18 protein-coding genes are annotated in these 23,957 nt (G+C 61.4%); 12 read left to right on the top strand and 6 right to left on the bottom strand.

Translation table 11 applies throughout. From position 1 onward, the window contains the following. Positions 1–25: 25 nt before the first annotated feature. From BMX62_RS11070 to BMX62_RS11025, 10 genes are all read left to right on the top strand, one after another. Positions 26–235: a gamma-glutamyl-gamma-aminobutyrate hydrolase family protein gene (locus tag BMX62_RS11070; protein ID WP_143339758.1), complete on the top strand. Its 210-nt coding sequence runs from the start codon at positions 26–28 to the stop codon at positions 233–235. Between the two features lie 44 nt (positions 236–279). Next, a complete protein-coding gene (locus tag BMX62_RS11065) occupies positions 280–1,029 on the top strand; it encodes an MBL fold metallo-hydrolase (protein ID WP_090208834.1) in 750 nt (249 codons plus the stop codon). Positions 1,030–1,112: 83 nt separating this feature from the next. After that, positions 1,113–3,821, top strand: coding sequence for a cation-transporting P-type ATPase (locus BMX62_RS11060; RefSeq protein ID WP_090208832.1), 2,709 nt, complete (start codon positions 1,113–1,115; stop codon positions 3,819–3,821). 79 nt (positions 3,822–3,900) lie between these two features. Beyond that, positions 3,901–4,185 (top strand): encapsulin-associated ferritin-like protein, encoded by a 285-nt coding sequence (locus tag BMX62_RS11055; RefSeq protein WP_090208829.1) that lies wholly within the window; start codon positions 3,901–3,903, stop codon positions 4,183–4,185. Positions 4,186–4,199: 14 nt separating this feature from the next. Next, positions 4,200–5,612: a dihydrolipoyl dehydrogenase gene (locus BMX62_RS11050; protein WP_090208826.1), complete on the top strand. Its 1,413-nt coding sequence runs from the start codon at positions 4,200–4,202 to the stop codon at positions 5,610–5,612. Continuing rightward, positions 5,609–6,970, top strand: coding sequence for a hypothetical protein (locus BMX62_RS11045; RefSeq protein ID WP_143339756.1), 1,362 nt, complete (start codon positions 5,609–5,611; stop codon positions 6,968–6,970). The genes BMX62_RS11050 and BMX62_RS11045 overlap by 4 nt, the downstream gene beginning before the upstream one ends. Positions 6,971–6,979: 9 nt before the next feature. Beyond that, on the top strand, positions 6,980–7,807 hold the full coding sequence (locus BMX62_RS11040) for a mechanosensitive ion channel family protein (RefSeq protein ID WP_090208818.1): 828 nt from the start codon (positions 6,980–6,982) through the stop codon (positions 7,805–7,807). A 20-nt stretch (positions 7,808–7,827) separates the two neighbouring features. Further along, a complete protein-coding gene (locus BMX62_RS11035) occupies positions 7,828–9,714 on the top strand; it encodes an SLC13 family permease (RefSeq protein ID WP_090208814.1) in 1,887 nt (628 codons plus the stop codon). Between the two features lie 196 nt (positions 9,715–9,910). Continuing rightward, a complete protein-coding gene (locus tag BMX62_RS11030) occupies positions 9,911–10,795 on the top strand; it encodes a GGDEF domain-containing protein (RefSeq protein ID WP_090208808.1) in 885 nt (294 codons plus the stop codon). A gap of 37 nt (positions 10,796–10,832) precedes the next feature. Then, positions 10,833–12,476, top strand: coding sequence for a putative bifunctional diguanylate cyclase/phosphodiesterase (locus tag BMX62_RS11025; protein ID WP_162273540.1), 1,644 nt, complete (start codon positions 10,833–10,835; stop codon positions 12,474–12,476). Positions 12,477–12,781: 305 nt separating this feature from the next. Here BMX62_RS11025 and BMX62_RS11020 read toward each other — a convergent pair whose 3' ends face one another. Both BMX62_RS11020 and BMX62_RS13170 read right to left on the bottom strand, forming a co-directional pair. Further along, complete coding sequence (locus BMX62_RS11020; RefSeq protein ID WP_238375971.1) at positions 12,782–13,672, bottom strand: diguanylate cyclase domain-containing protein; 891 nt, start codon at positions 13,670–13,672, stop codon at positions 12,782–12,784. 29 nt (positions 13,673–13,701) lie between these two features. Further along, the gene (locus BMX62_RS13170; RefSeq protein ID WP_090208800.1) at positions 13,702–19,413 is read right to left on the bottom strand and encodes a PAS domain S-box protein; all 5,712 of its coding nucleotides are present in this window, start codon (positions 19,411–19,413) and stop codon (positions 13,702–13,704) included. Positions 19,414–19,877: 464 nt separating this feature from the next. On the opposite strand from BMX62_RS13170, the gene BMX62_RS11010 reads away from it, so the two are divergent. Together BMX62_RS11010 and BMX62_RS11005 are read left to right on the top strand one after the other, a co-directional pair. After that, positions 19,878–20,246, top strand: coding sequence for a helix-turn-helix domain-containing protein (locus BMX62_RS11010; RefSeq protein ID WP_090208797.1), 369 nt, complete (start codon positions 19,878–19,880; stop codon positions 20,244–20,246). Further along, entirely contained in the window at positions 20,243–20,770 is a 528-nt protein-coding gene (locus BMX62_RS11005; protein ID WP_090208794.1) for an RES family NAD+ phosphorylase, read from the top strand. Before BMX62_RS11010 ends, BMX62_RS11005 begins: the two co-directional genes overlap by 4 nt. A gap of 119 nt (positions 20,771–20,889) precedes the next feature. Here the strand turns inward: BMX62_RS11005 and BMX62_RS11000 are convergent, their stop codons facing one another. The 4 genes from BMX62_RS11000 to BMX62_RS10985 all read right to left on the bottom strand — a co-directional run bounded on the left by BMX62_RS11000 (position 20,890) and on the right by BMX62_RS10985 (position 23,696). Beyond that, on the bottom strand, positions 20,890–21,189 hold the full coding sequence (locus BMX62_RS11000) for a DinB/UmuC family translesion DNA polymerase (protein ID WP_090208791.1): 300 nt from the start codon (positions 21,187–21,189) through the stop codon (positions 20,890–20,892). Between the two features lie 28 nt (positions 21,190–21,217). After that, positions 21,218–21,700: a nitroreductase family protein gene (locus tag BMX62_RS10995; RefSeq protein WP_238375970.1), complete on the bottom strand. Its 483-nt coding sequence runs from the start codon at positions 21,698–21,700 to the stop codon at positions 21,218–21,220. After that, positions 21,684–22,049 (bottom strand): IS66 family transposase, encoded by a 366-nt coding sequence (locus BMX62_RS13285; protein WP_274377171.1) that lies wholly within the window; start codon positions 22,047–22,049, stop codon positions 21,684–21,686. Before BMX62_RS13285 ends, BMX62_RS10995 begins: the two co-directional genes overlap by 17 nt. A gap of 252 nt (positions 22,050–22,301) precedes the next feature. Continuing rightward, positions 22,302–23,696 (bottom strand): diguanylate cyclase, encoded by a 1,395-nt coding sequence (locus BMX62_RS10985; protein WP_162273539.1) that lies wholly within the window; start codon positions 23,694–23,696, stop codon positions 22,302–22,304. Between the last annotated feature and the right edge of the window lie 261 nt (positions 23,697–23,957).

Below are 23,957 nucleotides of genomic sequence, written 5' to 3'. Positions count from 1 at the left end.
CCATAACCGGGCCGGAACGTGGCGCATTTGGGCCGCGTACACTGGTCGCCGCGGCATAGGGCTGGTCGTCACCGGTCGCGATCTCGACGGCATTGTCCAGGCCGTCGAGGACCCAGCCGCCGAGTACCTGATCGGCGTCCAGTGGCATCCGGAGTTTCTGCTCTACTTCAGCGGCCAGCGCGCGCTGTTCCGCGAACTCGTCCGCTGCGCGCACAAGCACCTGCCCGGCAGCTGAGCTGTGGGCTGTTGACCTTCACAGAAGCAATAAAGGAACGCCCGATGATCTTTCGTCAATTGTTCGAACCCGTGTCCAGCACCTACACGTATCTCATCGGCTGCGAGCAAACCGGCAAGGCGGTTCTGGTTGATCCAGTGCTTCCAGCCTGGCAGCGGGATCTGGAGGAAGTCCGTCGTCTCGGCCTGGAACTCGCCTTCACGGTTGACACCCACATCCACGCAGACCACATCACCTCTGCTCGCAAGCTCAAGCTCGAGGCGGGCAGTCGCATCGCTCACCCGGCCATGGACCAACTGAGCTGCGTGGACCACCCGCTGCAGGAGGGGCAACCTCTGACGCTTGGCGGCATCGTGCTCGAACCGATCTTCACCCCCGGACACACGGACGGTCATCACGCCTACCGCGTTGGCGAGCGCGTGTTGACCGGTGACGCGCTGCTGATCGACGGATGTGGTCGAACCGACTTCCAAAACGGCGATGCTCGCGCGCTTTATCACAGCGTACGCCACAAACTGTTTGCGCTGCCTGAGGATACGCTCGTGTTCCCGGGGCACGACTACAATAAGCGTCGGGTGTCGTCGATTGCTCAGGAAAAGGCCCGCAACCCGCGTCTGGGCGGTGACCGCGATCTCGAGGGGTTCATCAAGCTGATGGATGAACTCGACCTCGCCTATCCCAAATTCATCGATTACGCCGTGCCGGGCAACCGGGAATGCGGAGTCTGCCCCCCGGATGTGCCGGAGAGCCTCGATGAATACTGCGACCAGATCGGTGATAGCCAGCAAGGTTGATTGATCAACCACAGAGGTTTCGGGCTCGCGCAAAGCCTTGATTTGATTCTTTCTGCCGAAGTTCAACCCGCAAGCGGAATACCATGGCCAAAGAGCAAGCCAGCTCACTAGAGATCGAAAAACCCCACGCCCTTGCAGTATCGGATGCACTGCGCGAGCTTAGCGCCGAGCAGGATGGCCTGACCTCTGACGAGGCCAAGCGACGCCTTGCCGAGGTCGGACCCAACCGCCTGCCGGCACCCGACAGGGATGGAGCGATCAAACGCTTCATCAAGCACTTTCACGACATCCTGATCTACATCCTCATCGTGGCGGCGGGTATCACCGCGCTGCTCGGGCACTGGATAGACACCTGGGTGATTCTCAGCGTGGTCATCATCAACGCGATCATAGGGTTCATCCAGGAAGGCAAGGCCGAGGAAGCGCTCGCCGGCATTCGCAAGATGCTCTCGCTGAACGCTCAGGTCAGACGTGACGGACAGTGGATCGAAATCGAAGCGGACAGTCTGGTCCCGGGCGACATCGTCCGCCTGCGCTCCGGCGATCGGGTACCTGCGGATCTTCGACTCATCAAGGCAACCAATCTGCGCATCGAAGAGTCGGCGCTCACCGGAGAATCCGTTCCCGCCGACAAGAACACGGAGGAAGTTGACGCGGACGCCGGTGTGGGTGACCGCTTTGGCATGGCGTTTTCAGGCACCATGGTCGCAGCAGGTCGGGGTACCGGCGTGGTCACCGCTACCGGCCCTAACACCGAGTTGGGGCGCATCAACCGGATGATCTCCGAGGTGCAGACCCTGCAGACGCCGCTCACGCGTCAGATGGCCCGGTTCAGCAAAGTGCTCGCCGTGGTCATTGTCGGTCTGGCCGCGCTGATGCTTGTCATCGGTTTTGCTCTGCACGAGTTCGAGTTAGGGGAGTTGTTCCTTGCCGCCATTGGTTTTGCCGTCGCTGCCATTCCAGAAGGCTTGCCGGCCATCCTGACCATTACCCTGGCGCTTGGCGTAGAGCGCATGGCTCGGCGCAATGCGATCACGCGCAAGCTCACTGCGGTCGAAACGCTGGGTTCGGTCACGGTTGTTTGCTCCGACAAAACCGGCACACTAACCAGAAACGAGATGACCGTGCGCCACGTCATCACCCGGGGTGGCGACTATGCCGTGGACGGAACCGGCTATAAGCCGGAAGGCGAAGTCACGCTGGGTGGTGAGCAAGTCGAGCTTCACGAGCACCCGCACCTGCACGCCGTGGTGGAAGTCGCAGCAGTCGCCAACGACACCGAAGTCTCTGAAGATGAACGGGAATGGCGAGTGACAGGCGAACCCACCGAGGGGGCTCTCCGCACGCTTGCGCTCAAACTAAAATTCGACGCCGAAAGCCACGAACGCCACGACAGTATCCCCTTCGAGTCGGACAACAAGTTCATGGCTACGCTCAATTCGCGACCGGACGGCTCGCGCGCGATCCTGCTCAAGGGCGCGCCTGACCGTTTGCTCGATCGTTGTGAAAATGAGCTCAGCGCCGATGGCGAACCCGCAGCACTGGACCGTGAATTTTGGGAGGAGCGCATAGAGGCACTCAGCGCAGAAGGTTTGCGCGTACTCGCCGCCGCCGCGCGCGAAGTCTCCGACAGCAAGAGCGAGCTCTCGCTGGAAGACGTCGAGCAAGACATGATCTTCCTCGGGCTCATCGGCATCATCGACCCGCCGCGCCCCGAAGCGATCGAGGCAATCAGCTCATGCCATGAGGCGGGGATACGGGTGAAAATGATCACGGGTGATCATGCAGGCACCGCTCGCGCGATCGGCATCGAGATGGGAATCGGCAAAGAAGACGAGATCAAGGTAATCTCCGGCGCCGAGATCGAGGCCGCCTCCGACGATGAATTGCAGCAGATCGCCCACGACTGCGACATCTTTGCCCGCACCAGCCCGGAACACAAACTGCGCCTGGTCAAGGCCCTGCAGGCGCGCGGAGAGGTGGTGGCGATGACCGGCGACGGCGTGAACGACGCGCCGGCGCTCAAACGCGCAGACGTCGGCGTGGCGATGGGCATCAAGGGCACGGAAGCCACCAAGGAAGCGGCCGAGATCGTGCTGGCCGACGACAACTTCTCCTCGATAGAGCGCGCAATCGAAGAAGGCCGCACGATTTACGACAACCTGAAGAAGGCCATCCTCTTCATCCTGCCGACCAACGGCGCGCAAGGTCTCGTCATGCTCGCAGCGGTGGTGTTCGGCCTCACCCTGCCGCTCACGCCGGTGCAGATTCTATGGGTGAACATGGTGGTTGCGGTGACGCTGGCTCTCGCGCTGGCCTTCGAACCGGCCGAGCCGGGCGTCATGCAACGCCCGCCGCGCAAACCGGGGGCCTCCATCATGGACAAAGCCATGTTGATTCGGCTGGCTATCGTATCGGTTTTGATCGGCTCGGCTACCATCGCCATGTTCAAATTCGAATTGATGCGGGGCATGGATCTGGACGTCGCGCGCACAATGGCGGTCAATACGCTGGTAATCGCCCAGGCCTTCTACCTTTTCAATGCCCGCTTCCTGACCGAGTCAAGCCTGAGCATAAAGCTGTTGTTCTCGAACCGGGCGGCGCTTATTGCGGTTGGTGTGCTTGTGCTTCTGCAAATGGGTTTCGTGTATCTGCCGTTCATGAACCTGTGGTTTGGTACCGCAGCACTTGAACTCAGGCACTGGCTGGTACCTCTGGCTATCGGCGCGACGGTTTTCCTGCTCATCGAACTGGAAAAAGCATTGAGTCGGAGACTGATCGCGCAGAAATGAAAACGGTGACAAGCAGACCCTCACGGTCGTAGTAACATTGCAAACACACACATTTCAAATCAACTAAAGGAGTATGAGCATGGCAAACGAAGGCTATCACGAGCCCATCAACGAGCTTTCCGACGAGACACGCGACATGCACCGTGCCATCGTGTCACTGATGGAGGAGCTGGAAGCCGTCGACTGGTATAACCAGCGCGTCGATGCTTGCAAGGACCCCGAGCTCAAGAGCATTCTCCAGCACAACGCAGATGAGGAGAAGGAGCACGCGGCGATGGTGCTGGAATGGATTCGTCGTCGCGATCCGGTGTTCGACAAGGAATTGCGCGACTGGCTATTCACCGACAAGAAGCTCGACCACTGAGACAACGACGGGACATGACCACGAATTTCGATGTCATCATCATCGGGGCAGGATCGGCCGGGCTGGCTGCGGTACGCGAGGTACGCAAGCAGACCGAACGGTTCCTGCTGATCAACGACGGTCCTTATGGCACCACCTGTGCGAGAGTCGGCTGCATGCCTTCCAAGGCATTGATCGAGGCAGCCAATGCCTACCACGCGCGCAACAAGGCGGAGAGATTCGGCATTCGTGGCAGCGAACATCTCAGCATCGACGTCGCGGTGGTATTGCAGCGCGTGCGTGCGCTACGCGACCGCTTTGTCGGCAGGGTGCTGAAGGCGACGGATGCCATGGGCGTGCGCAGCATTGCAGGGCGCGCCCGCCTGCTGAGCCCCCGTCAGGTGGCGGTGGGCGACGACATCCTCGAAACGCGCAGCATCATCATCGCCACCGGCTCCCGCCCGGTGGTGCCCACGGCGTGGCAGGCGTTGGGAGAACGACTGCTGACCACCGATACCTTCTTCGAGCAGGAAACCCTGCCCGGGCGCATGGCGGTGATCGGCCTGGGTGCCATTGGTGTCGAGATGGCGCAAGCGCTGTCGCGGCTAGGCGTGGACGTCCACGCCTTCGGCAAGGGCGAACGCATCGCTGGCGTCTCGGACCCCGCTGTTGCGAAAGCGGTGCGCAAGGCGCTGGAGGATGAGTTTTCGATCCACACCGGGCACGAGGTCGGGCTCTGCGCCACCGCCGATGGCGTCCGTGTGCAGGCGGGGCCGGTCGATATCGAGGTGGACCGGGTGCTGGTGGCCGTGGGCCGCAAGCCGAATCTCGATGACCTAGGCATTGAAACGCTCGGCGTCTCGCTCGACAAGCGCGGTCTGCCTCCCTTCGACCGCAACAGCCTGCAGATCGCCGACTTGCCGGTATTCATCGCCGGAGACGCCAATGCCGACGCCAGCCTGCTTCATGAAGCGGCTGACGAAGGCTACATCGCGGGGGTCAATGCACTTGCCAGCGAGCCGACCCGCTTCTGTCGAAGAACGCCTCTTGCCATCGTCTTCTCCGATCCGGGCATTGCCTCGGTCGGCCAGCGGTTCAGCGATCTCAACGAGGCGCAATGCCTGATCGGTAGCATCGATTTCGGCTCGCAGGGGCGTGCCCTGACGGCACAACGCAACCAGGGCCTGATGCGTGTCTACGCCAGCGCCGATGATGGCCGCCTTCTCGGCGCCGAGATCTGCGCCCCTGCCGCCGAACATATGGCTCACCTGCTTGCGCTGGCGGTAGAGCGCCGACTGGCCGTGCATGACTTTCTCGCCATGCCTTTCTATCACCCTGTTCTGGAGGAAGGCCTGCGCTCCGCCTTGCGTGAAATCGCCGGAAAGCTGTCGCACCGTCGCCCCGATCTCAGCGCTTGCGAAGCGTACCAGGCCGAGGCACTGGATTGAACCTGCACCGACATGACCAGACCGACAACCATCAGATGGCGAACAATCCGTTCATTCGCGAGAGCGTCCCAAAAGAGTCCTCGCCTTGGCACATTGTTCCGATGGCGGACTATGTCATTCCCTCGGACGATCGGGTAAGCCTGATCAAGAAACGCTGGAAGTCGCTGCATCGGCTGTTCGGCCGAGTAGACAAGGAGGCCAGCGTCGCTCGCGCCGAGGAAGAGCTTCGTGCTCTGCCAAATGTTCGCCTTGCCAATCTTGTGCCGCCGATCAACTGGTCGCTGGTGGCAGAGGCATTTGCTGAAGCTCACAACCAGATCACCGCCGATGCTTCAGGCAGAGGGAAAATCGACCTGCGCTCCTCGAGCGGTGAAGACGAACCGGTGCGTTTTCTCATTGGCCAGCCTTGTTGTAATCATGCCGCAACAGTCCAGCGTTGGGCCGCCCGAGAGCAGGCTCGGGTACTGACACCGCCTGAAACCGCACAAATCCTCGCGGGCGGTGAATCCTGGCTCGAATCGCTTCCAACAAGGGGAGGCGATCAGGCCTGGGTACTGCCGGCGCTGGAGCGCTGCTTTCTCCGTCATACCAACGGCCTTGACCTGGTGCGACGCTTTCTTGAGCGAGCCATCTCCGGCGAGCTGGGGCCCGGTGTGATCGGCTGCGATAGCTGGGCTTTTGCCTTTGTCCAGCGCATCTGGCCGCTTCCCGGAACGGCCGCGCTTACCTTGCAGGCCTTTGACGGCGCCGCGCTGGCCGATCTTTTCGTAAAGCCCAAAGCCAATTCGGGCGCTCGCCACGAAACGCGCTTTCTAAGCGCGAGCAGTGGAGAGTCTCTACTGCCGGAAGAAACGCAAACGACCTCACGGGGCGAATCGTCCGAAAGCAAGCTCGTACAAACCTCATCCGAACTACGCCAGCTTGCGACACACTGCCGTGGCAACCCAGGTCTCGCCTGGCATTACTGGCGCAAACAACTGCGCTCCGAACCTCAGCACGACCAACAAAACCGGGAAGAAGAGCAGGATGGTGCCCGCTCGGCAGGACAGCGCGCAGGTCAGCCCCCCGACGATATCGTGTGGGTGGTAAGAGATGTCGAACCCCCCGCTTTGCCCGCCGACACGGATGAGGATGTCGCCTTCGTACTGCATGCTTTGCTGCTGCATCGTGGCCTGACGACCGACCTGCTCGCGCTACTGCTGCCGATACCCAGAGCCAGGGTCGCGTCACAACTCCTGCGCCTGCAAGTTTTGGGCTTGCTGGTCCGCGAGGATGAACGCTGGCAGGTCGCGCCGCTGGCTTATCCCGTCGTACGTGAGTTTCTGCGCGACCGCAGTTACCTTATCGACGCATTCTGAGCATTATCAATGGATAGCTCTCCCGAACTCACCCGCCTGTTGAATACGCTGGATCGCACCGCGATGCTGGAGCTGGCGCTGATCCTGATAGCTGCCGTGACACTGATCATCGTATCCCAGCGTCTTCTGCCCTGGCTGGCAAACCGGCTGCACGGCACTTTGAGGCATCATGCACTGGCACTAGTTCCGGTGGTTCGTCTTACCGTGATTCTCGGTGCGTTGATTCTTGCACTGCCCGTCATCATCGAACCATCGCTGCAAAACATGGTGGCTATTTTGGGGGCTGCCGGCCTGGCAATCGGCTTTGCGCTCAAGGACTATGCAAGCAGCCTTATCGCGGGCGTAGTGTCGGCCTTTGAGCAACCCTACCGGCCCGGCGACTGGATCGAGCTCGATGGACACTATGGCGAGGTCGTCCATGTGGGCATGCGCACCGTCGCATTGGTCACGGCCGACGACGACTACGTCACTGTGCCGCACCTCAAGCTGTGGTCTTCTGCGGTACGCAACGCCAATAACGGCAGTCCGACGCTGCAATGCACCGCGAGCTTTCACGTTCACCCGGAGCATGACGCGACCCGCGCCCGTGCAGCCCTCGAGGACGTCGCGATGACCAGTCCCTACCTGAGCTTCGACAACCCGGTCATCGTCGCCGTCCGCGAGGAGACTTGGGGCACGAAGTACATCATTCGGGCCTACCCGGTTGATCCGCGCCAGCAATTCCGCTTTGTCACCGACCTCACGGTACGCGGACGCGCTGCGCTGACGCATATCGGCGCACGCGCCCCGTTGCCACCCGCAGCAGCATTCTCTCCGGCATCGCAGCCGACTCCCTGACAAAAAACTCGTGAGCAAGCATGACATACGATCAGCTGACGATTCTGGCCATTCTTGCGGCGACGGTCGCGATGTTTCTGTGGGGCCGGTGGCGCCACGATATGGTGGCAGCCGGGGCGCTGCTCGCCTGCGTGCTGGCCGGCCTGGTTGCGCCTGCCGAGGCCTTCACCGGCTTCGGTCATCCGGCAGTGATCACCGTCGCCTGCGTCCTGGTGCTCAGTCAGGGCCTGCAGAATGCAGGCGCGGTCGATGCCCTAACTCGTACCGTGCTACCCGCCAATGCGGGGCGCCTGGTCACGCTTGCCGCGCTGATGGCCCTGGGGGCTTTTCTATCCGGCTTCATGAACAACGTCGGCGCAATGGCCTTGCTGATGCCGGTGGCCATCCATGTCGCGCAGCGGCTGGATCTCACCCCTGGGCAGGTGCTGATGCCGCTGGCCTTCGGTACCATCCTGGGCGGCATGACCACGCTCATCGGCACGCCCCCCAACCTCATCGTATCCGGGTTTCGTGCCGAGGCCGGCCTGGGCAGCTTCAGCATGTTCGACTTCACTCCCATCGGGCTGGCGGTCGCCCTGGCCGGCGTCGTGTTTGTCGCGCTGGTCGGCTGGCGCCTCGTCCCGGTGCGCAAGCAGGCTGGCGTCGAAGGCTTCGAGTCGGGCGCCTACATCACTGAAGTCAGAGTGCTCGAAGGCAGCAAAGCCGAGAACCTGAGCCTGCGCGAGATTGAGGCGGAGTTGTCCGAGGTGGACGCGCAGATCATCGGCATTGTGCAACGTGAGGTCAGGCTCATCGCCGCCAACCCGGGGCGCCGGGTGCATGCAGGTGACATCCTGATGATCGAGGCTGAGGCCGACGCGCTCACTGATGTACTCTCGACACTGGGGCTCAAGCTCGAGGAGTCGGTCAAGTCGGAGGAGTCGGCAGGGGTCGAGGCCAACGACACTCCGGGAACTAAAGAGGCGCGCAAGGACAAGAGCGACAAGGGCAAGAAATCGTCGAAGGACAAGGAAAACGTCGATGAGGACGACGCTGCGCCACCGAAAACCGGCGACGTGGTGTTGATGGAGCTTGCAGTGCTGCCCGGCTCGGCCCTGACCGGCCGGTCGGCCAGCGACATCCTCCTGCGGACGCGATACGGGGTCAATCTGCTCGCACTGTCCCGCGAAGGCACGCGGTCGATGAAACGCCTGCGCTCCATCGCGCTTCAGTCCGGCGACCTGCTGCTGATGCAGGGGCCACCGGAGTCGATCGCCGAATTCGCTGCAGACAACGGCTGCGTGCCGCTTGCGCAACGGGAGCTACGCATCCCCAACAAGCGCAAGATCTGGGAGGCGAGCCTGATCATGCTGTTTGCGATTGGCGGGGCTGCGTTCGGCCTGTTGCCCGCAGCAGTGTCGTTCGCGATCGGCGTGCTCGCATCGATGGCGCTGCGCACCGTGCCGCCGCGCGAGGTCTATAAGGCAATCGACTGGCCTGTCATCGTGCTGCTCGGTGCACTCATCCCGGTCGCCGGTGCAATGCAGACCACCGGCACGGCCGACCTCATTGCCCGATTTCTGATCGAGAACGTCGCCCAGGGCCATGCCATCGTCGGGCTGGCGCTGATTCTCGTGGTCACGATGTTTCTCTCAGATCTGATGAACAACGCCGCCACGGCCGCAGTAATGTGCCCCATCGCGATTGGCACTGCCGCGGCACTGGGTGTAAGCCCTGATTCATTCCTGATGGCGGTGGCGATCGGCGCATCATGCGCGTTCCTGACCCCGATCGGGCACCAAAACAACACACTGATCCTCGGCCCTGGGGGTTTCCGCTTCGGCGACTACTGGAAACTTGGCCTGCCGCTGGAGATCATCGTCATCGCGGTGTCGGTGCCGATGCTGTTGATCGTATGGCCACTGTGACGCAACGCGCGGCATGAGTCGCTTCCACGCACCCTGCCCCCTTCGACAGCAACGGATGTCGCAAACGATGTTTCGACATGAAACACGAGATGGTCGCGCATTGACACGGTGCAACCTTTCCAACCATGAATAAGACGCGGACTTTTGCCGCAAATGCTGCACTGCACTACCCGAAGCCAAGAAACCGGGGGACTCAATGAATGAACCGCTCACCCGTGAAGAAGACACAGACAAACTCGCTCACTTTCGAAGCATCTTCCGGGAGGAGCTGATCAGACATCGGACCTACCGGCTCGACCTGTTTTTTCGGCTTCAATTTCCGAATGAAGAGAGCAACAAGAAGAAGTCGCCTGAATCGCTCGATCCAACAGACGCGCTTGCGTCCTCCGCGCCAATATCCGTGCGTCAGCACGTGCTGTTCAAAGCCATAAGCAGGAATTTCGGCAGATTGGCAAGCGTGGCCAACGAGACACTAGCAAGCGCCACCGATGGAACGCTCGATGCCGCACGTTTCCGCAGCCTGGCCGCTGCGATCCGCCGACTGGACAGTGCGCTGGATCGCTTCGATGCCGCAATCACCGCCTCGCTGACCGATGTCGACGAACTGACTGGACTGCTCAACCGCGCCGCGATGGAGCGCGACCTCGAGCGGGAGCTCGCACACGCGCGGCGCAACCAATCTCCACTGTGTGTCGCCATGGTCGATGCAGACCACTTCAAGAGGGTCAATGACATATACGGGCACGGCTTCGGCGACGCGGTGCTCGAGGAGCTTGCAGACCGTTTCGAAGCGGCGTTGCGGCCACACGATCGTGTATATCGATATGGCGGGGAAGAGTTTTTGATCATGCTGCCCGAGACCACGTTGCAGGATGGGGTACAGGTCATCGAGCGTTTGCGACAGACGGTGTCTGAGACTAGTATTTCCGAAGATGACGTTGAGGTTTTTCAGACCATCTCCGCAGGGGTTGCCCAGGCAGGCGAACAGGATGAAAACGAAGATGTCATCGAACGAGCGGATGGTGCGCTCTATGAGGCCAAGGCGTCAGGCAGAAATCGTGTAGTCGCCGTGAGCGTTTGAGCCTGGCGTTGAAATCATTACAAGAAGAATGCTCGAAATGCGTGAATTCTTTCGCCTTCCATGCCCTGGTCTGGCGCTGAAATGGCGGGCAATTGTCGCCACCCTCGGTGCGGTGGGTCTGGTGGTTTGCGTCCTCTGGCTTCAAGGTCTTGGCTGGCCCGATACGCAAGGGGCAAGCTCCGGCCTGTTGTTGCTGCCGCTTGTCCTGCTCGCGGTTTCACTCGGGGTCGGGGGGGCGATTGTCGGAGGCCTTGTCGCAACGACGATACTTTTCCAGTTGGGTGGCGGACTACTCTCTTCCTCCGGTCTCTGGCTGCGCAGCGCCAACTTCACTGCGGTGGCACTCGTTGTGGCCGCCTTTGCCCATCTCCAGGGCTATTATCAACGTCGCCTCTTTCACGCCATGACGCATGACCCCGGCACCGGCTTGCCGGGCCGGCTCGCACTGTGGCGTGCGCTCGACCGCCAACTGGCCGGCCGGGAACCGGGCGTCCCAAAGAATGGCCTGGTTGTCATCACGCTCGATAACCTGCAAGACATCACTACGACTTTCGGCTATGAGGCCGCTGATGTGCTCATCGCGCAGCTGTGGCAGCGACTGGTTGACGTGTTCTATCCCGGTGCCCGTGCCTACCATTATCACCGCGAGCGCCTCGCGGTGCTTTTCCACGACCCGGACGACGATCTCGACGTGCTGATGGGCAAGCTCGTGGAGCGTTTCGAGACCTCGGTCCTGTACGAGGGCGTGCCGATACATTTCACGAGCCTGTTTGGGTTCGTGCGTTTGAATGGCCGCGACGGTCGCAACGTGATCACGCAGGCTGAAGCCGCCATTGAGACCGCACGCGAGCAAGGTATTCGGAGCGTGATCTACACCGCAGGCATGGAACGCGACCGTAAGCGTGGTCTGATCTTGCTCGGTGACCTGCAAACCGCCAAGCGCGACGGCTCACTGACCCTGCACTATCAGCCCAAAATCCGATTGGCTACGATGACGCTGGATAGTTTCGAGGCGCTCGCCCGGTGGGAGCACCCCTCACTGGGCACTGTATCTCCGGCCGAATTCATACCGATCGTGGAGCACACCGACTGTATTCACTCCTTTTCGCTGTGGGTGACAAATCAAGCACTCATCGCGGCGCGTGAGCATTGGGGACAAGCCGATAAGGCGATTCCCATTGCCGTAAACATCTCCAGTCGCAACCTGACGGATCATGCCTTTCCGGCACAAATCCGGGCGTTGCTTGCAAAGCACAAGCTTTCGCCGCAATCTCTCGAGCTCGAGGTCACCGAAAGTGAGATCATGAAGAACCCCAAGCAGGCAGTAGCGGTGCTCGAGAAGCTCTCCGATATCCCGGTCGTCATCTCCATCGACGATTTCGGCACGGGTTACTCGTCGCTGGCATATCTGCATCGACTACCGGCAACAACCATCAAGATCGATCGCGGATTCATCGATAAAATAAACGGAGACGTTGGCGTAAGGGAGATTGTCGCAGCAGCGATCGATCTGGCACACGCGCTGGGCATGCAGGTGATCGCTGAGGGCATCGAAACCGCCGACCAGCTCGAAACGCTTCATCAGCTGGGCTGTGATCTCGGCCAGGGCTTCTTCTTCTCTCCCGCCATGCCCATCGAAAAGGCAGCCGCATGGCAGCCGGAGGCGGCCGTTACCCTCTAGGCCGGATACCTCTGCTCATCCGCCACATCCCCTCTATTGCCTGAGATCGTGCCGGTGACGATGGAGGATCAGTGGGGACTATGGAATACGGGGGCTACCGGACAGGTACGTAGGTTAGCCGGGAAAAGATCGCCCCGCCAACAATGGCTCAATCCCTCTCGGCGAGGAAGACATGGAGATCCGGCTCGGCGGTACCGGCCATCTGATGGCGGACCAGATTGCCGAAAAGCTAAAACAAAGCCCCATACGATGTGACGCTGCACCAGTGAACAGCAATCCAGATCTGTCGAGTGGAACATGCGCAATCAGACTTCATGCAGCCAGCGGTTGCGACCCTGGGTCTTGGCCCGATACAGGGCTGTATCGGCTGCCTTCTTGAGCTGCTCGGCGCTGGTCTTTTCATCGGCTGCGTCATGGGTGGCCGCGCCGACGCTGATGGTGACGCGGGAGGCCACATCGGAATATTCGTGGGGGATCTCCAGGGCACGGACGGCCTCGAGCAGGCGCTCGGCCACATGCCCGGCGCCCTGCTTGTCGGTGTCCGGCAGCAGCACCATGAACTCCTTACCACCATAACGGGCCACCAGATCCACGGGGCGCGACGGCGCCTGGGACAGTGCTTGGGCAACGCGTCGCAGGCAATCATCCCCGGCCCCATGGCCGTAATGGTCGTTGTAGGGCTTGAACTGGTCGATATCGATCATGAGCAATGACAAAGGCTGGCCGTTGCGACTCAGCCGGGACCATTCCTCGGCCAGTTTCTGGTCAAAATAACGCCGGTTGGGAATGCCCGTCAGGCCATCCTGCAGAGCGATCTGCTCCAGCATATCGGTCTTGAGCTTCAGGTTCACCTGATTGCGCACCCGGGCGCGCACAATGGCGGAACTGAACGGCTTGGAGATGTAGTCGGAGGCCCCCAGGTTGAGCCCCTCCTCCTCATCCTTTGCGTCGTCCAGAGCGGTGACGAACACCACCGGAATGGCCCGGGTGGATTCGTCCTCCTTGAGCAGGCGGCAGGTCTCATAGCCGTCCATGTCCGGCATGATGATATCCAGCAGGATCAGATCCGGGGCCTGCTTGCTTCGGGCCAGTTCCAGGGCCCGCTCACCCCGGGTCGCGGTGAGGATGCGATAGTCAGCCTTGAGCAGGGATGCGAGGACATGAATATTGCTTGGCTGATCGTCGACGATCAGCACGGTTGCCTTCTTTTCTGACACTTGGAGCCTCAAGAAATGCTTGCCTGTACCTGGGTTGCAAGCTGCTGCAACAGGGTGATGGCAGCCTCATGGTCGAAACACTCCACCCGCGCTGCCAACTCGCGGGCGGCTTGAGGGTCGACATGCTGCTCCAGGTAAGCGGTGATGAATGCGAACTGGTCTTCGTCCACCAGCTCTCCAGCCTGCAGGGATTCAATCACGGCGTCCATGGCATCGGTCATTTTACCGGGGTCCGGCTTCTCTGATGATGGTGCTGTTTCGATCTCGGGCAGATGGGCCAGTTGATCGCGAACAATATCGAGCGCCTGGGTAAAACTGCTGGCATCGGCGTGGGGAATGGTCCGCTCCGACGCCAGGGTCGCTTCCAGACGTGCAGCGCACCCAGCCAGTTCGTGCGCCCCCACCATGGCCGCCAGGCCCTTGAGGGTGTGAAGTGCTCGCTTCGTGGTGCCGTCCGCGGGCCCCTCCAGCGCATGGTGCAGGTCCGCCAGTTCCCCGATTTCCAGCTGCTCCCGGAAGCGGCGCAGCGTTTTCAGGTACAGACGCCGGTCGCCATCCAGACGCCTGATGCCTGCCTCGACGTCAAACGCCGACAAGTTGTCTGGCAGTACGGGATCGGTCTGTGCCTCGGTCATCGGCTCGGTGCTGCCGGCCGCCTCGCCCAGAAATGTCTCCAGGGTTCGCAACAGTCCCTGCGTGTCAATGGGCTTGGCCAGGTGGTCGTTCATGCCAGCCGCCCGGGCCTTTTCCCGATCATCCTCCATCACTGCCGCAGACAGGGCGATGATGGGCAGATCGGGGTACCTCTCGCGGATGCGGCGTGACGCCTCGAAGCCATCCATGACCGGCATCTGCAGATCCATGAGCACCAGGTCGATGGCATGCTGGTTCACCTGATCCACAGCCTCCTGACCGTCATTGGCCAGAATGACACGGACCCGGGTCTTGTTCAGGATTTCCCGGGCCACCTCCTGATTCAGGGCATTGTCTTCCACCAGCAGCACCGTTCGGTTCTGCCAGCACGGGAAATGTCCATGCGGTGGGGGCGCCCCGGGCTCACCGGTTGCACTGCCTAACACCGCCTGCTGCATGGCCCCCATCAGGGCACGCGGCGTGACCGGTTTGCTCAGGAAGGCACCAAACCGATCGGAATGCGTTGCCAGGTCCGCCTGGTTGTAGGCACTGACGATCACCGCGGGGACCGTTGTCTGCCCCAGTTCGCCCTGCTCGCGCAACTCCTCCAACCGCTCCAGGGTCTGCAGTCCGTCCAGCCCCTCTGGCATATGCCAGTCCATGAGGATGAATTCAAAGGGGGTCGCGGCCTGTTCAGCCTGGCGAACGGCATCAATGGCCGCCTCGCCGCTGTCGGCCTCCTTTACCTGATAACCGAAGTCCTCCAGCATGTTTCTCAGCACGGTGCGGGCAATGGCGTGATCATCCGCAACCAACACTCGGGCACCCAGTCGCATACCATTCTGTGTGGCCGGGTAGGGCTGTTCCTGGGACAATGGTAAGGTCAGATCGAAATGAAAGGTGCTGCCGGCCCCTGGGGCCGATTCCAGCCCCAGGCTACCCCCCATGCGCTCCACCAGCTTGCGGCAGATCACCAGACCCAGCCCCGTGCCCCCGTATTTGCGCGTGGTGGAACTGTCGGCCTGCGAGAAGGCCTGGAACAGCCGGATCTGCTGCTCGCGATCGATACCGATGCCGGTGTCCTGAATCTCAAACCGCACGTGCAGCCGGTCCCGGCTCCGCTTCCGCTGGCGGATGGACAGAATCACCTGCCCGCACGGGGTGAACTTGATGGCATTGCTCAGCAGGTTGGCGAGTATCTGCCCCAGGCGCAGGGCGTCGCCCTCCACGGCCTGGGCCTCTGGAATGGAGAGTTCGAAGATCAGTTCGAGGCCCTTGTCGTCGGCCGCCTTGGCAAACAGGGTACGCATCTGATCCAGCAGCTCCTCAAGTCGGAAGCTGTGGCTCTCCAGTTCCAGCTTGCCGGCCTCGATCTTGGAATAGTCCAGGATGTCGTTGATGATGCCCAGGAGCATGCGCGAGGAATCCCGGATCTTGCCCAGATAATCCCGTTGCTTGGGGTTCAGGGTGGTATGCAGCAGCAGGTCACTGAGGCCGATCACCGCATTCATGGGGGTGCGGATTTCGTGGCTCATGTTGGCCAGGAACTGGCTCTTGGCCCGATTGGCCCGCTCGGCGGTCTCCTGGGCCTGCTTGATCTCCGTGAGATCGTTGTACACGGCCACCACCTCCCCGGAGGACAGCCGGAATACCGTATTTTCCCGCCAGGCCTTCAGTTGTTTGCCATCATACAGGGAGACTGGCAGGTACTCGCTTTGCCCGGTGCGGGCCACTGTTTGCAGGACATCCAGCAAGCCCATCTCGGTGACGGCGGGAAAGCACTCCGTCAGCCGCCGGCCGATGATGTCCTCGCGCCGCGTCTGGTCCATTCGCTCGGCGGCGGCATTGTAGTTCAGGAAGACGAAGTCCTGGCCGTCATCCACGGGCCGATACACCGCCACGCCGCTGCCGGTCTTCTCGAAGATGCCCTGAAAGCGCTCCTTCTCCGCCTCCAGGGCCTGCTTGGCACGGATGGATTCGGTGACATCCAGGTCGCTGCCCCGGTATCCAAGAAGATTCCCGTTCGGGTCGATTACCGGGAAGGCATGGGTGGACATCCAGAGGATGTTTCCTTGCTTGTGGGCAATGGGATTGATATGTCCCTGAAAGGTCTCGCGGCGTGCAAACCCCTGAAACACCTCGCTCTTGAATCGTTCCCGACCGTTTTCCGGATACAGTTCGAAGAAGTACTTCTTGCCCACCAGTTCATCGGGTGAATAGCCCCACACGGTCTCGGCCACCGGGCTCACATAGGTATAGCAGCCTCGGGTATCCACCTCCCAGGTGACATTGCGGCTCTGGGTGGCCAGTTGCTGAAGTCGCGCTTCGCGATCCTGGATCTCCTGTTGCGCTCTCTTCTGGGCCGAGATGTCCTGGATGATGGACCAGATCACCTCCCGTCCTTCCGGTGTCTTGGTCTTGAAACCATGGAGCAGCACCGGATAGCGGCTGCCATCCTTGTGGATATATTCCTTCTCGAAGGGCCCGTAGCTCCCGTTTTGGTTCATGGAGTCCAGCATGCGCTGTTCCGCCGGCATGTATTCCGACGGCGTCAATTGCCAGTAGCTAAGTTGCCGGAATTCCTCGGGCGTGTAGCCGGCAGGCTCGTTGATGGCCCGGTTGAACTGGATGAACTCTCCCGTGTGGAAGTCGTTCATGGCAATACCCACCGGTGAGAGTTCGAACAGGGCACGGAATTTGGCCTCTTCGGATTCCAGCTTCCGTTCAGCGAGGATGCGCTCCGTGATGTCCTCGTTGACTCCCACCACGCGGGTGGCCCTGCCCTGGTCATCACGGATGGCCCGGGCGATTCCTCGCAAGGTGCGGACCTGGCCATCGCTGGGGCGCTGGATCTGGATCTGCACATCGAAGGGGGTGTCGTTCCGCACCAGGGCTTCGAAGGCGGCCTGCACAGGGGGCAGTGATTCGGGCAGGAGTGTTTGCGCCCAGTCCGCGAATCGACCACCAAAGTCGTCGGGATGCACACCATAAAGGGTGTGCATGCGGTCGTCCCATATCAGCCGGTCGTTCTGGATGTGGTAGTCCCAGATGCCCAGTTGGGCCGCCTCGGTGGCCAGTTTCAGACGATCCTCGCTGTCACGCACCCGCTGTTCGGCCTGCTTTTGCCGGGTGATGTCCCGGAAGACCCCCAGCAGGCAGTCCTGCCGACCCAGCTTCAGCACACTCACGGTCACATGGACGTCAATTAGGCTGCCATCCTTACACCGGTGCCGAGTCTCGAAGTCATCATGGCCGTGGGCCATGATCCTCCGGATATGAAGGGCCACTTCCTCGGGTGTTTCCAGTGCCTCGTAGTCCGGTATTCGCAACTGCGCGAATTCCTCGGCGGTGTAGCCCAGTTGCTCATGGGCCCGGGCGTTGAACTGCAGGGTGCGGCCGTCACTCACGTCGATCAGCAGCGTTGCATCGGGGTACAGCTCAAACAGGGTGCGAAACTGTCGCTCCTGGGCATCCAGGGCATCCCGGGTTTCTAGCGCCTCGGTCTGGTCGATGAGATAGCCGCGCACGGATAGCACCTGTCCATCGACATCGTATTCCGGAAAGGTGTAGTCCAGGAAACGCCGGTATTCACCGTCCTGTCTCCTGAGGCGATATTGGGTCTCGATGGACGTGGCATGCCGAGCCAGGTGGGATTCGATCTCTTTGTTGATGCGGTCCAGGTCGTCGGGGTGGAGCAGTTCCGTAAAACCCAGTCGGCTGCCGATGAATGCCTCCCGTTCATAACCCAGGATGTCGACCACGTTGGGAGAGACGTACTCGAATGGCCAGCCGGGCTCGGCCGACCACAGACAGGCCATTACCGGACCCCGGGAAAAGAGGTCCAGTTCCTGCTCCATTTGATGGGCCTTGCGGGTTTCGGCACTGACATCCTGCAGGAATAGCAGAAAGCCATGCCCCTGGGGCATCGGCTTGGCCTTGAGTTCCACCACCACCGGGTTTCCCTCCCGGCTGATCATCACCTCCCGCCCATCGAAGGGCCGCCCCTGAAGCATCGCTTCGAACACCCGACAGCGCTCGGCAGGGATCCAGTCGTGCACGCGGTCGCAGTGCAGCCAGCGAGCGTTCTCTGGCCCCTGCTGCGCGCAGCGAAAGAAGTCGAGCGCCCGCTGGCCCACCAGTGCATCGGCGGGATGACCCAGCAGTTCGGTGGTGGCCTGGTTGACCCGTATGACGACGCCCTCCCGGTCGATGACCATGAGGCCGGCCGGTATCTCGTCGGTCAGGCTGGACAGCGCCTGGTTGGTCTCACGCAGTTCCCGATTGAGTGCGTCCAGCTGCTGCTGATGGTCCTTGAGAAGGTTGAACCAACGGTTGTAGTACAGGCCGACCAGATCCTTGTGCCCCATCAGGCCCGTGAATCGGCCGCTGTCATCTACCACCACCACACGCTTGATGCGATGCTGGCGGCAGAAGCGCAATGCCTCGGCGACGGTGGTGTGTTTGCTCAGTGTGCGCAGCGGGGTGGTCATGTACGGCTGAATGGGCTGATCCAGGTCGGCGTCACCATCGATCAGGTGGATCACGTCCCGTTGGGTGAGGATGCCCACGGGAATGCCCTCGCGGATCACGATGGCGGCGCTGAAGTGCCCCTCGTCCATGCGTTCCATCACAGCCCGTGTGGAGTGGTTTTCCTCCACGGTGAGCGGCTGCAGGGCGTGGATCAACTGCCCGATGCTCTGGCTCTCGGCCAGTACCTCCGGGTCCAGGCTGGCGGCCAGGTCACTGTAGCTGACAATCCCCTGGAGCGTGCCCTCCCGGTCCACCAGGCAGATGTGCTCCGCCTCATTGCGGATGGCGTTCAGTCCCTCCAGGACGGTCTCATCCGGATCCAGAATGGCCGGCTTGGGGAGTTCAAGGTCGCCCAAGGGGGTGGACAGCGGCATCCCACGGATCTGCAACTTCAGGAGCAGGCTGGAGAGCAGCAGGCGGTAGTCAGAGCCCACGGTGACCACCACATTGCGGATATTGTGCTGGCGCATGCGGTGCACCGCATGCGCCAGCGTGGCGGTCGGCGGCAGGGTGATCACCCCGGCGGAGGCGATGCTGCGCAGTTTCGGGAAGAACATCCTCACCTCGTCATGGTTCGTGGGCAGCCATGACGGATACTATCAAGATAGGGTACTGGTCGCCGAGGCGGGAGGGGATTGTTATGGTCAACTCGTAGCGGACACGTCCCTAAGTAGCAGCCCTTGGCGCCGCCCACGGAAACTCCCTTGGCAAGGGCCGATTTGAGGTGGGATCGGGCGTCCGGAATGAGAGGGTCACCAGTCGCTTGAGCAGCGTGTACTGAGTGCCCGCTCAGGGTCGAGCAGAGACAGCCAACGGCCCTGAGGAGCGCCCCCACCGGATGAGTGAGGCACTCCGACTGAGTGCGTAGTTGACGCCTAAGGTAACCTGGCCGTTACGCGGCGAGCATACGACGGTACAGATCGAGAGTTTCGCCCGCAGCGCAGCATGAGCCATGACTTGCGCCATGCGTGGACTGTGCGTAAATTGTGCACGAAGTGCAAATCGTGTAAGGAACAACGCCATGACCGCCATCTTTGCAGACGTGCTGGAATCGACGCGGGAGCCCGGCACGTCAAGGTTCTCCGCATCGAACGTTGCCGCTCTCCTTGGCCTACAGCAGCAGGATCTGGCCGAACTGGCAGGGGTTCATCGCAACACACTGCGCACCCATCCGGAATCCCCAAGACTGCAATCCGCGCTGCGTGACCTGATGCGCGTTTTGTCGGCCGCCACGGCGGTGGAGCCGGACCCACAGCGGGCCATCTTCCTGGTCAAGAACGAGCCCGTTCCTGTGTTCCGTCACAAGACCCTGATGCAACTGGTACAGGAAGGGCGGACCGAGGATGTGATCGGCTATCTGGAGTCGATCAGCGCCGGGTTCGTCGGGTGATCCTCGTCGACCTGCCTTCCGGCACCACGTTGTTTCGCGCGCTTACCCCGCTGTGGGCCAGCCGACCCACCAGCGGCGCGGGGGCCGCATGCCAAGGTGGGCGTTTCAACCGAGAAGGCATCGAGGCGCTGTACCTGTCGCTGGACGAGCTGACCGCGTTGCGGGAGTACCAGCAGACCTCCCCCTTCCTGACACCCTGCACGATGTGTTCCTACACTGCGACGCTGCGTGATCTGGTCGACCTGCGTCAGTTATACTGCGGGGAGCCCTGGGACGAGCTATGGCATGACTGGCGCGAGGATTGGCGGCACCTGAAATTCGATCTGCACGTTGAACCTCCAACCTGGGTTCTTGCAGACATGGTTCGGGCCCGTGGTTGCACAGGTATCCTCTTCCCGAGCCAGGCACACGAGGGAGGCACGAACCTGGTCGTATACTTGGACCGGCTCACAGATGACAACTCCGTCACCGTGAACGACCCGGATGGACATCTACCCCGCGACCAATCCAGTTGGGCGCGCTGATGAGACCGCTTTGCAATGGACTGCGGCCCCTTCTCGACTACCTACGAATGCCCGCTCAGGGTCGAATGCAGGCATCCATCCCGACGCCACGTCCCCACCCTTGCCAGGCGCCAACAACTTCACTCGTCGAAGGCCAACTCACCCTGCTCCCAGACTCCGGGGTTTTCAGCGACATCGGCAACCGGCACCAGGGCACTCACGCGCACGCCCAGCAACCGCAACGGCCTACCCAGTGGCGTCCGGCGCAGGCACTCCCGGCTCGCGGCCAGCAGGTCCACCCGCTCATTGATGGGCTCGCGCAGCGTGTGGTCCCGGGTCAGAGTGCGACGGCTGACCGTCGCACCTCTCGGTGCCGCCCTGGGCGCGCTCGTCAAGGCGCTGGAGCCAGCGTTACTCGGCCGGGGTGCAGGGTGCGGCATATTCGTCGCGGGGCTTACCCATGTGACGTTACGTCGCCGGCTTCCTCAAAGGGGGAGATCCGACTGATCGGCCTTGCTCTGGCAAGCCTGGACGGCCTCCACCAGCGGGTCGTCGGCGGCGGGGGGGCTGGCCCCAGCCGTTCATGTGGATCAGTTGTTCCAGCGGCAGTCTGGAGCGCCAGCCGGCGGTTTCAAGTTCCGGCCTGTCGTGGAAGTGACTGACGCGACCGATGCAGAGGTAGGCCACGGGCACGATGTTCTCGGGAAGGCTGAGTACCCGTTTGATGTCTTCGGGCCGAAAGATGCTGACCCAGCCAACGCCCAGCCCTTCACTGCGGGCGGCCAGCCACAGGTTCTGCACGGCGCAGACGACACTGTAGAGATCCATACGATGGTCGTGGGTACGACCAATCACGACGGGGCCGGCACGATCCCGGTCGCAGGTGATGCACAGGTTGATGGTATCCGTCCGGTAGCCCCCGTATAGCCAGCCGTCACTCGGTGCTGGCATGCTCCCCGCAACTCTGGGCCAGCGGTGCCCAGTGATAGGGCAGCAGTTCTTGGAGGCGATTGGCGGGATGATCCTGGATGCGCTCAAGCACATCGATCAGATAGTGACGGGGGTTCACCCTGTTCTGCTTGCAGGTCTCCAGGAGGGTGAGCAGGATGGCAAGGGCGTGACCGCCATTCTCCGAGCCGGTGAAGTTCCAGTTCTTGCGACTCACGCATACGCCGCGCAGGGCACGTTCGCCGCGGTTGTTGTCGGGCTCCAGGCGGCCATCCTCGGTGAAGCGCAGCAGGGCCTGCCAGTGGTTGAGAGTGCAGCGGATCGCCCTGGCGAAGTCACCCCGGGGAGGCAGGCTGGTCGGCCATGACTCAGCGCCACGACCACTGCTCCAACCCCGGGCTGCAGCGACAGGGCCACGGGATCGGGCTTGTCCTCCACCGTGCGGACCACCAAAAACCGCTGCGGCACGTCTGCTGGCTTCGAAGGCGCGCGCCTTGGCTCAGCCTCGGCCAGCACCCACCCGGGGGTGCCGCGCCGCCCATTGCGATAACTGGCGGGACGTGACCCCATGCTGACGGGCAAAGGCCCCTCAAGTGCGCACTCATCAGTAATCACCACCCGGGGGCCACATCTCCGGCGTGAAGCGTACCACCTGATTGCGACCGTTATCCTTGGCGGCATATAGGGCCACGTCAGCGTATTTGAGCACCTGCCAAAAGGCTTGGGCGTCGTCTGGGTAGGTGGCCAGACCAATGGAGAGGGTTTTGTAGAGGTCGCCGCCCGCCACCTTGAAAGGGTGTGTCTCTACCGCCTCGCGAATTTTGCTGGCTACTTCCACAGCAGCTTTGGCGCCTGTGTCCAGCAGGATGACCATGAACTCCTCACCGCCGTAGCGAATGACCAAGTCGGATTCGCGCAGGTGAGCTTGGAAGATACCGGCCAACTCCCGCAGGATCTGGTCGCCCACGTCATGCCCGTGAGTATCGTTCACTGTTTTGAAATAGTCCAGATCCAGCATCATCATCGTCATGGGCATCTTGCGACGCTTGCATTGGGCCACCAAGCTGTCGGAGTACTCCTCCAGGAAACGGCGATTGCGCAGGCCGGTCATGGCGTCCTTGAGGCTGGATTCGCGCAAGTTGGCCATTAAACTCTTGGCTTGAAGTACCGGTGCCGCTTCGCGCAGATAAGCGCTGATCAGGGGGCGCGTGCGAATGAGCGCTGGGATGTTCTGAGGCGGTACCACCAGTTGCACGACGCTGCCTACGCCACCAGACTGAATGATGGGTAGGCAGAGGTAGCTGTGTCTATCTGCCAGGGCATCTTGGGAGAACGCCCGACATAAACTGGGGTTTTCAAGGCCGTCGATGGCATGACCGGTGCGCACGGTTCGGCAGGTGGTGCACTCCTCCAGAATGGAGGGATGACACCAACGTATCTCATCATGGGACACCCCATCCACGATCACTGTCTCCATCAGTCGATTGTCTTGGTCTACTCGGTAGATGGAGAAATACTCCATGCCAAATTCGGTGCATAGAACATCACTCAAGCGGGAGAATACCTCCTCTGTGGTTTGATCCTCCTCAATGGCCTGTTTGAACTGAGCCACTTTTACCAGGCCGGAGACGGTGGATGAGGTCTCCTGCAGCAGGTTGGCTTTGGAGTCTGGCACGGTATTCACCAACTGAGCCACATGGTCCCGAATCTCGGTAAGTTTGTGGGTGATGGCGTCGGCCATCTGATTGAAATGGGAGGCAATCTGCCCGATCTCATCATGACTGCGACTGCGTACCCGCTGGCTGAAATCCCCGCTACTGGCCAAGCTGGCAGCCTGCCGGATCTCTTGGCTGGTCTCTACCAGGGGGCGAAGCATTCGCTTCAGAAAGACGATGGACAGGATGGCGAACAGCCCCATGATGGCCACCAGAAACAGGGCCGTGGCCATGCCGGCGGTCTTCATGTGATTCACGGAGGCGGTGAGGGTGACAACTCCCAAAGGCGCCCCTCGGGCGCCTGATGACATACCATGCAGTTGATATCGCCATTGGCGTAAGCAATATAGGGAATGGTGGCGCGGAACTCTTCCCCGAACAGCCCGCCTATCAAACCAAAATAGGGACGTCCAGTCTCCAGTACCCGGCGGTCGATGTCATCAGCAGAGGCTGAAGTATCCCCACGAAATCATGCAGGGAGCCTGGTGGCAAACACGGTTCGTATTGCTGATCTGATGCTGTTTAGGGTGTCGTCGCGGATGTCG

This window comes from Ectothiorhodospira magna (assembly GCF_900110965.1).
Taxonomy (GTDB): domain Bacteria; phylum Pseudomonadota; class Gammaproteobacteria; order Ectothiorhodospirales; family Ectothiorhodospiraceae; genus Ectothiorhodospira; species Ectothiorhodospira magna.
This window is presented reverse-complemented; position numbering and strand designations above follow the sequence as displayed.

Bases quoted from the DNA above. Each gene is read 5' to 3' on its own strand.
- BMX62_RS11030 (WP_090208808.1), top strand. From the start codon at position 9,911: ATGAATGAACCGCTCACCCGTGAAGAAGACACAGACAAACTCGCTCAC.
- BMX62_RS11040 (WP_090208818.1), top strand. From the start codon at position 6,980: ATGGATAGCTCTCCCGAACTCACCCGCCTGTTGAATACGCTGGATCGC.
- BMX62_RS11055 (WP_090208829.1), top strand. From the start codon at position 3,901: ATGGCAAACGAAGGCTATCACGAGCCCATCAACGAGCTTTCCGACGAG.
- BMX62_RS11050 (WP_090208826.1), top strand. From the start codon at position 4,200: ATGACCACGAATTTCGATGTCATCATCATCGGGGCAGGATCGGCCGGG.
- BMX62_RS10995 (WP_238375970.1), bottom strand. From the start codon at position 21,700: ATGCCAGCACCGAGTGACGGCTGGCTATACGGGGGCTACCGGACGGAT.
- BMX62_RS11060 (WP_090208832.1), top strand. From the start codon at position 1,113: ATGGCCAAAGAGCAAGCCAGCTCACTAGAGATCGAAAAACCCCACGCC.
- BMX62_RS11065 (WP_090208834.1), top strand. From the start codon at position 280: ATGATCTTTCGTCAATTGTTCGAACCCGTGTCCAGCACCTACACGTAT.
- BMX62_RS11000 (WP_090208791.1), bottom strand. From the start codon at position 21,189: ATGCCGCACCCTGCACCCCGGCCGAGTAACGCTGGCTCCAGCGCCTTG.
- BMX62_RS13170 (WP_090208800.1), bottom strand. From the start codon at position 19,413: ATGTTCTTCCCGAAACTGCGCAGCATCGCCTCCGCCGGGGTGATCACC.
- BMX62_RS11025 (WP_162273540.1), top strand. From the start codon at position 10,833: ATGCGTGAATTCTTTCGCCTTCCATGCCCTGGTCTGGCGCTGAAATGG.
- BMX62_RS11035 (WP_090208814.1), top strand. From the start codon at position 7,828: ATGACATACGATCAGCTGACGATTCTGGCCATTCTTGCGGCGACGGTC.
- BMX62_RS11010 (WP_090208797.1), top strand. From the start codon at position 19,878: ATGACCGCCATCTTTGCAGACGTGCTGGAATCGACGCGGGAGCCCGGC.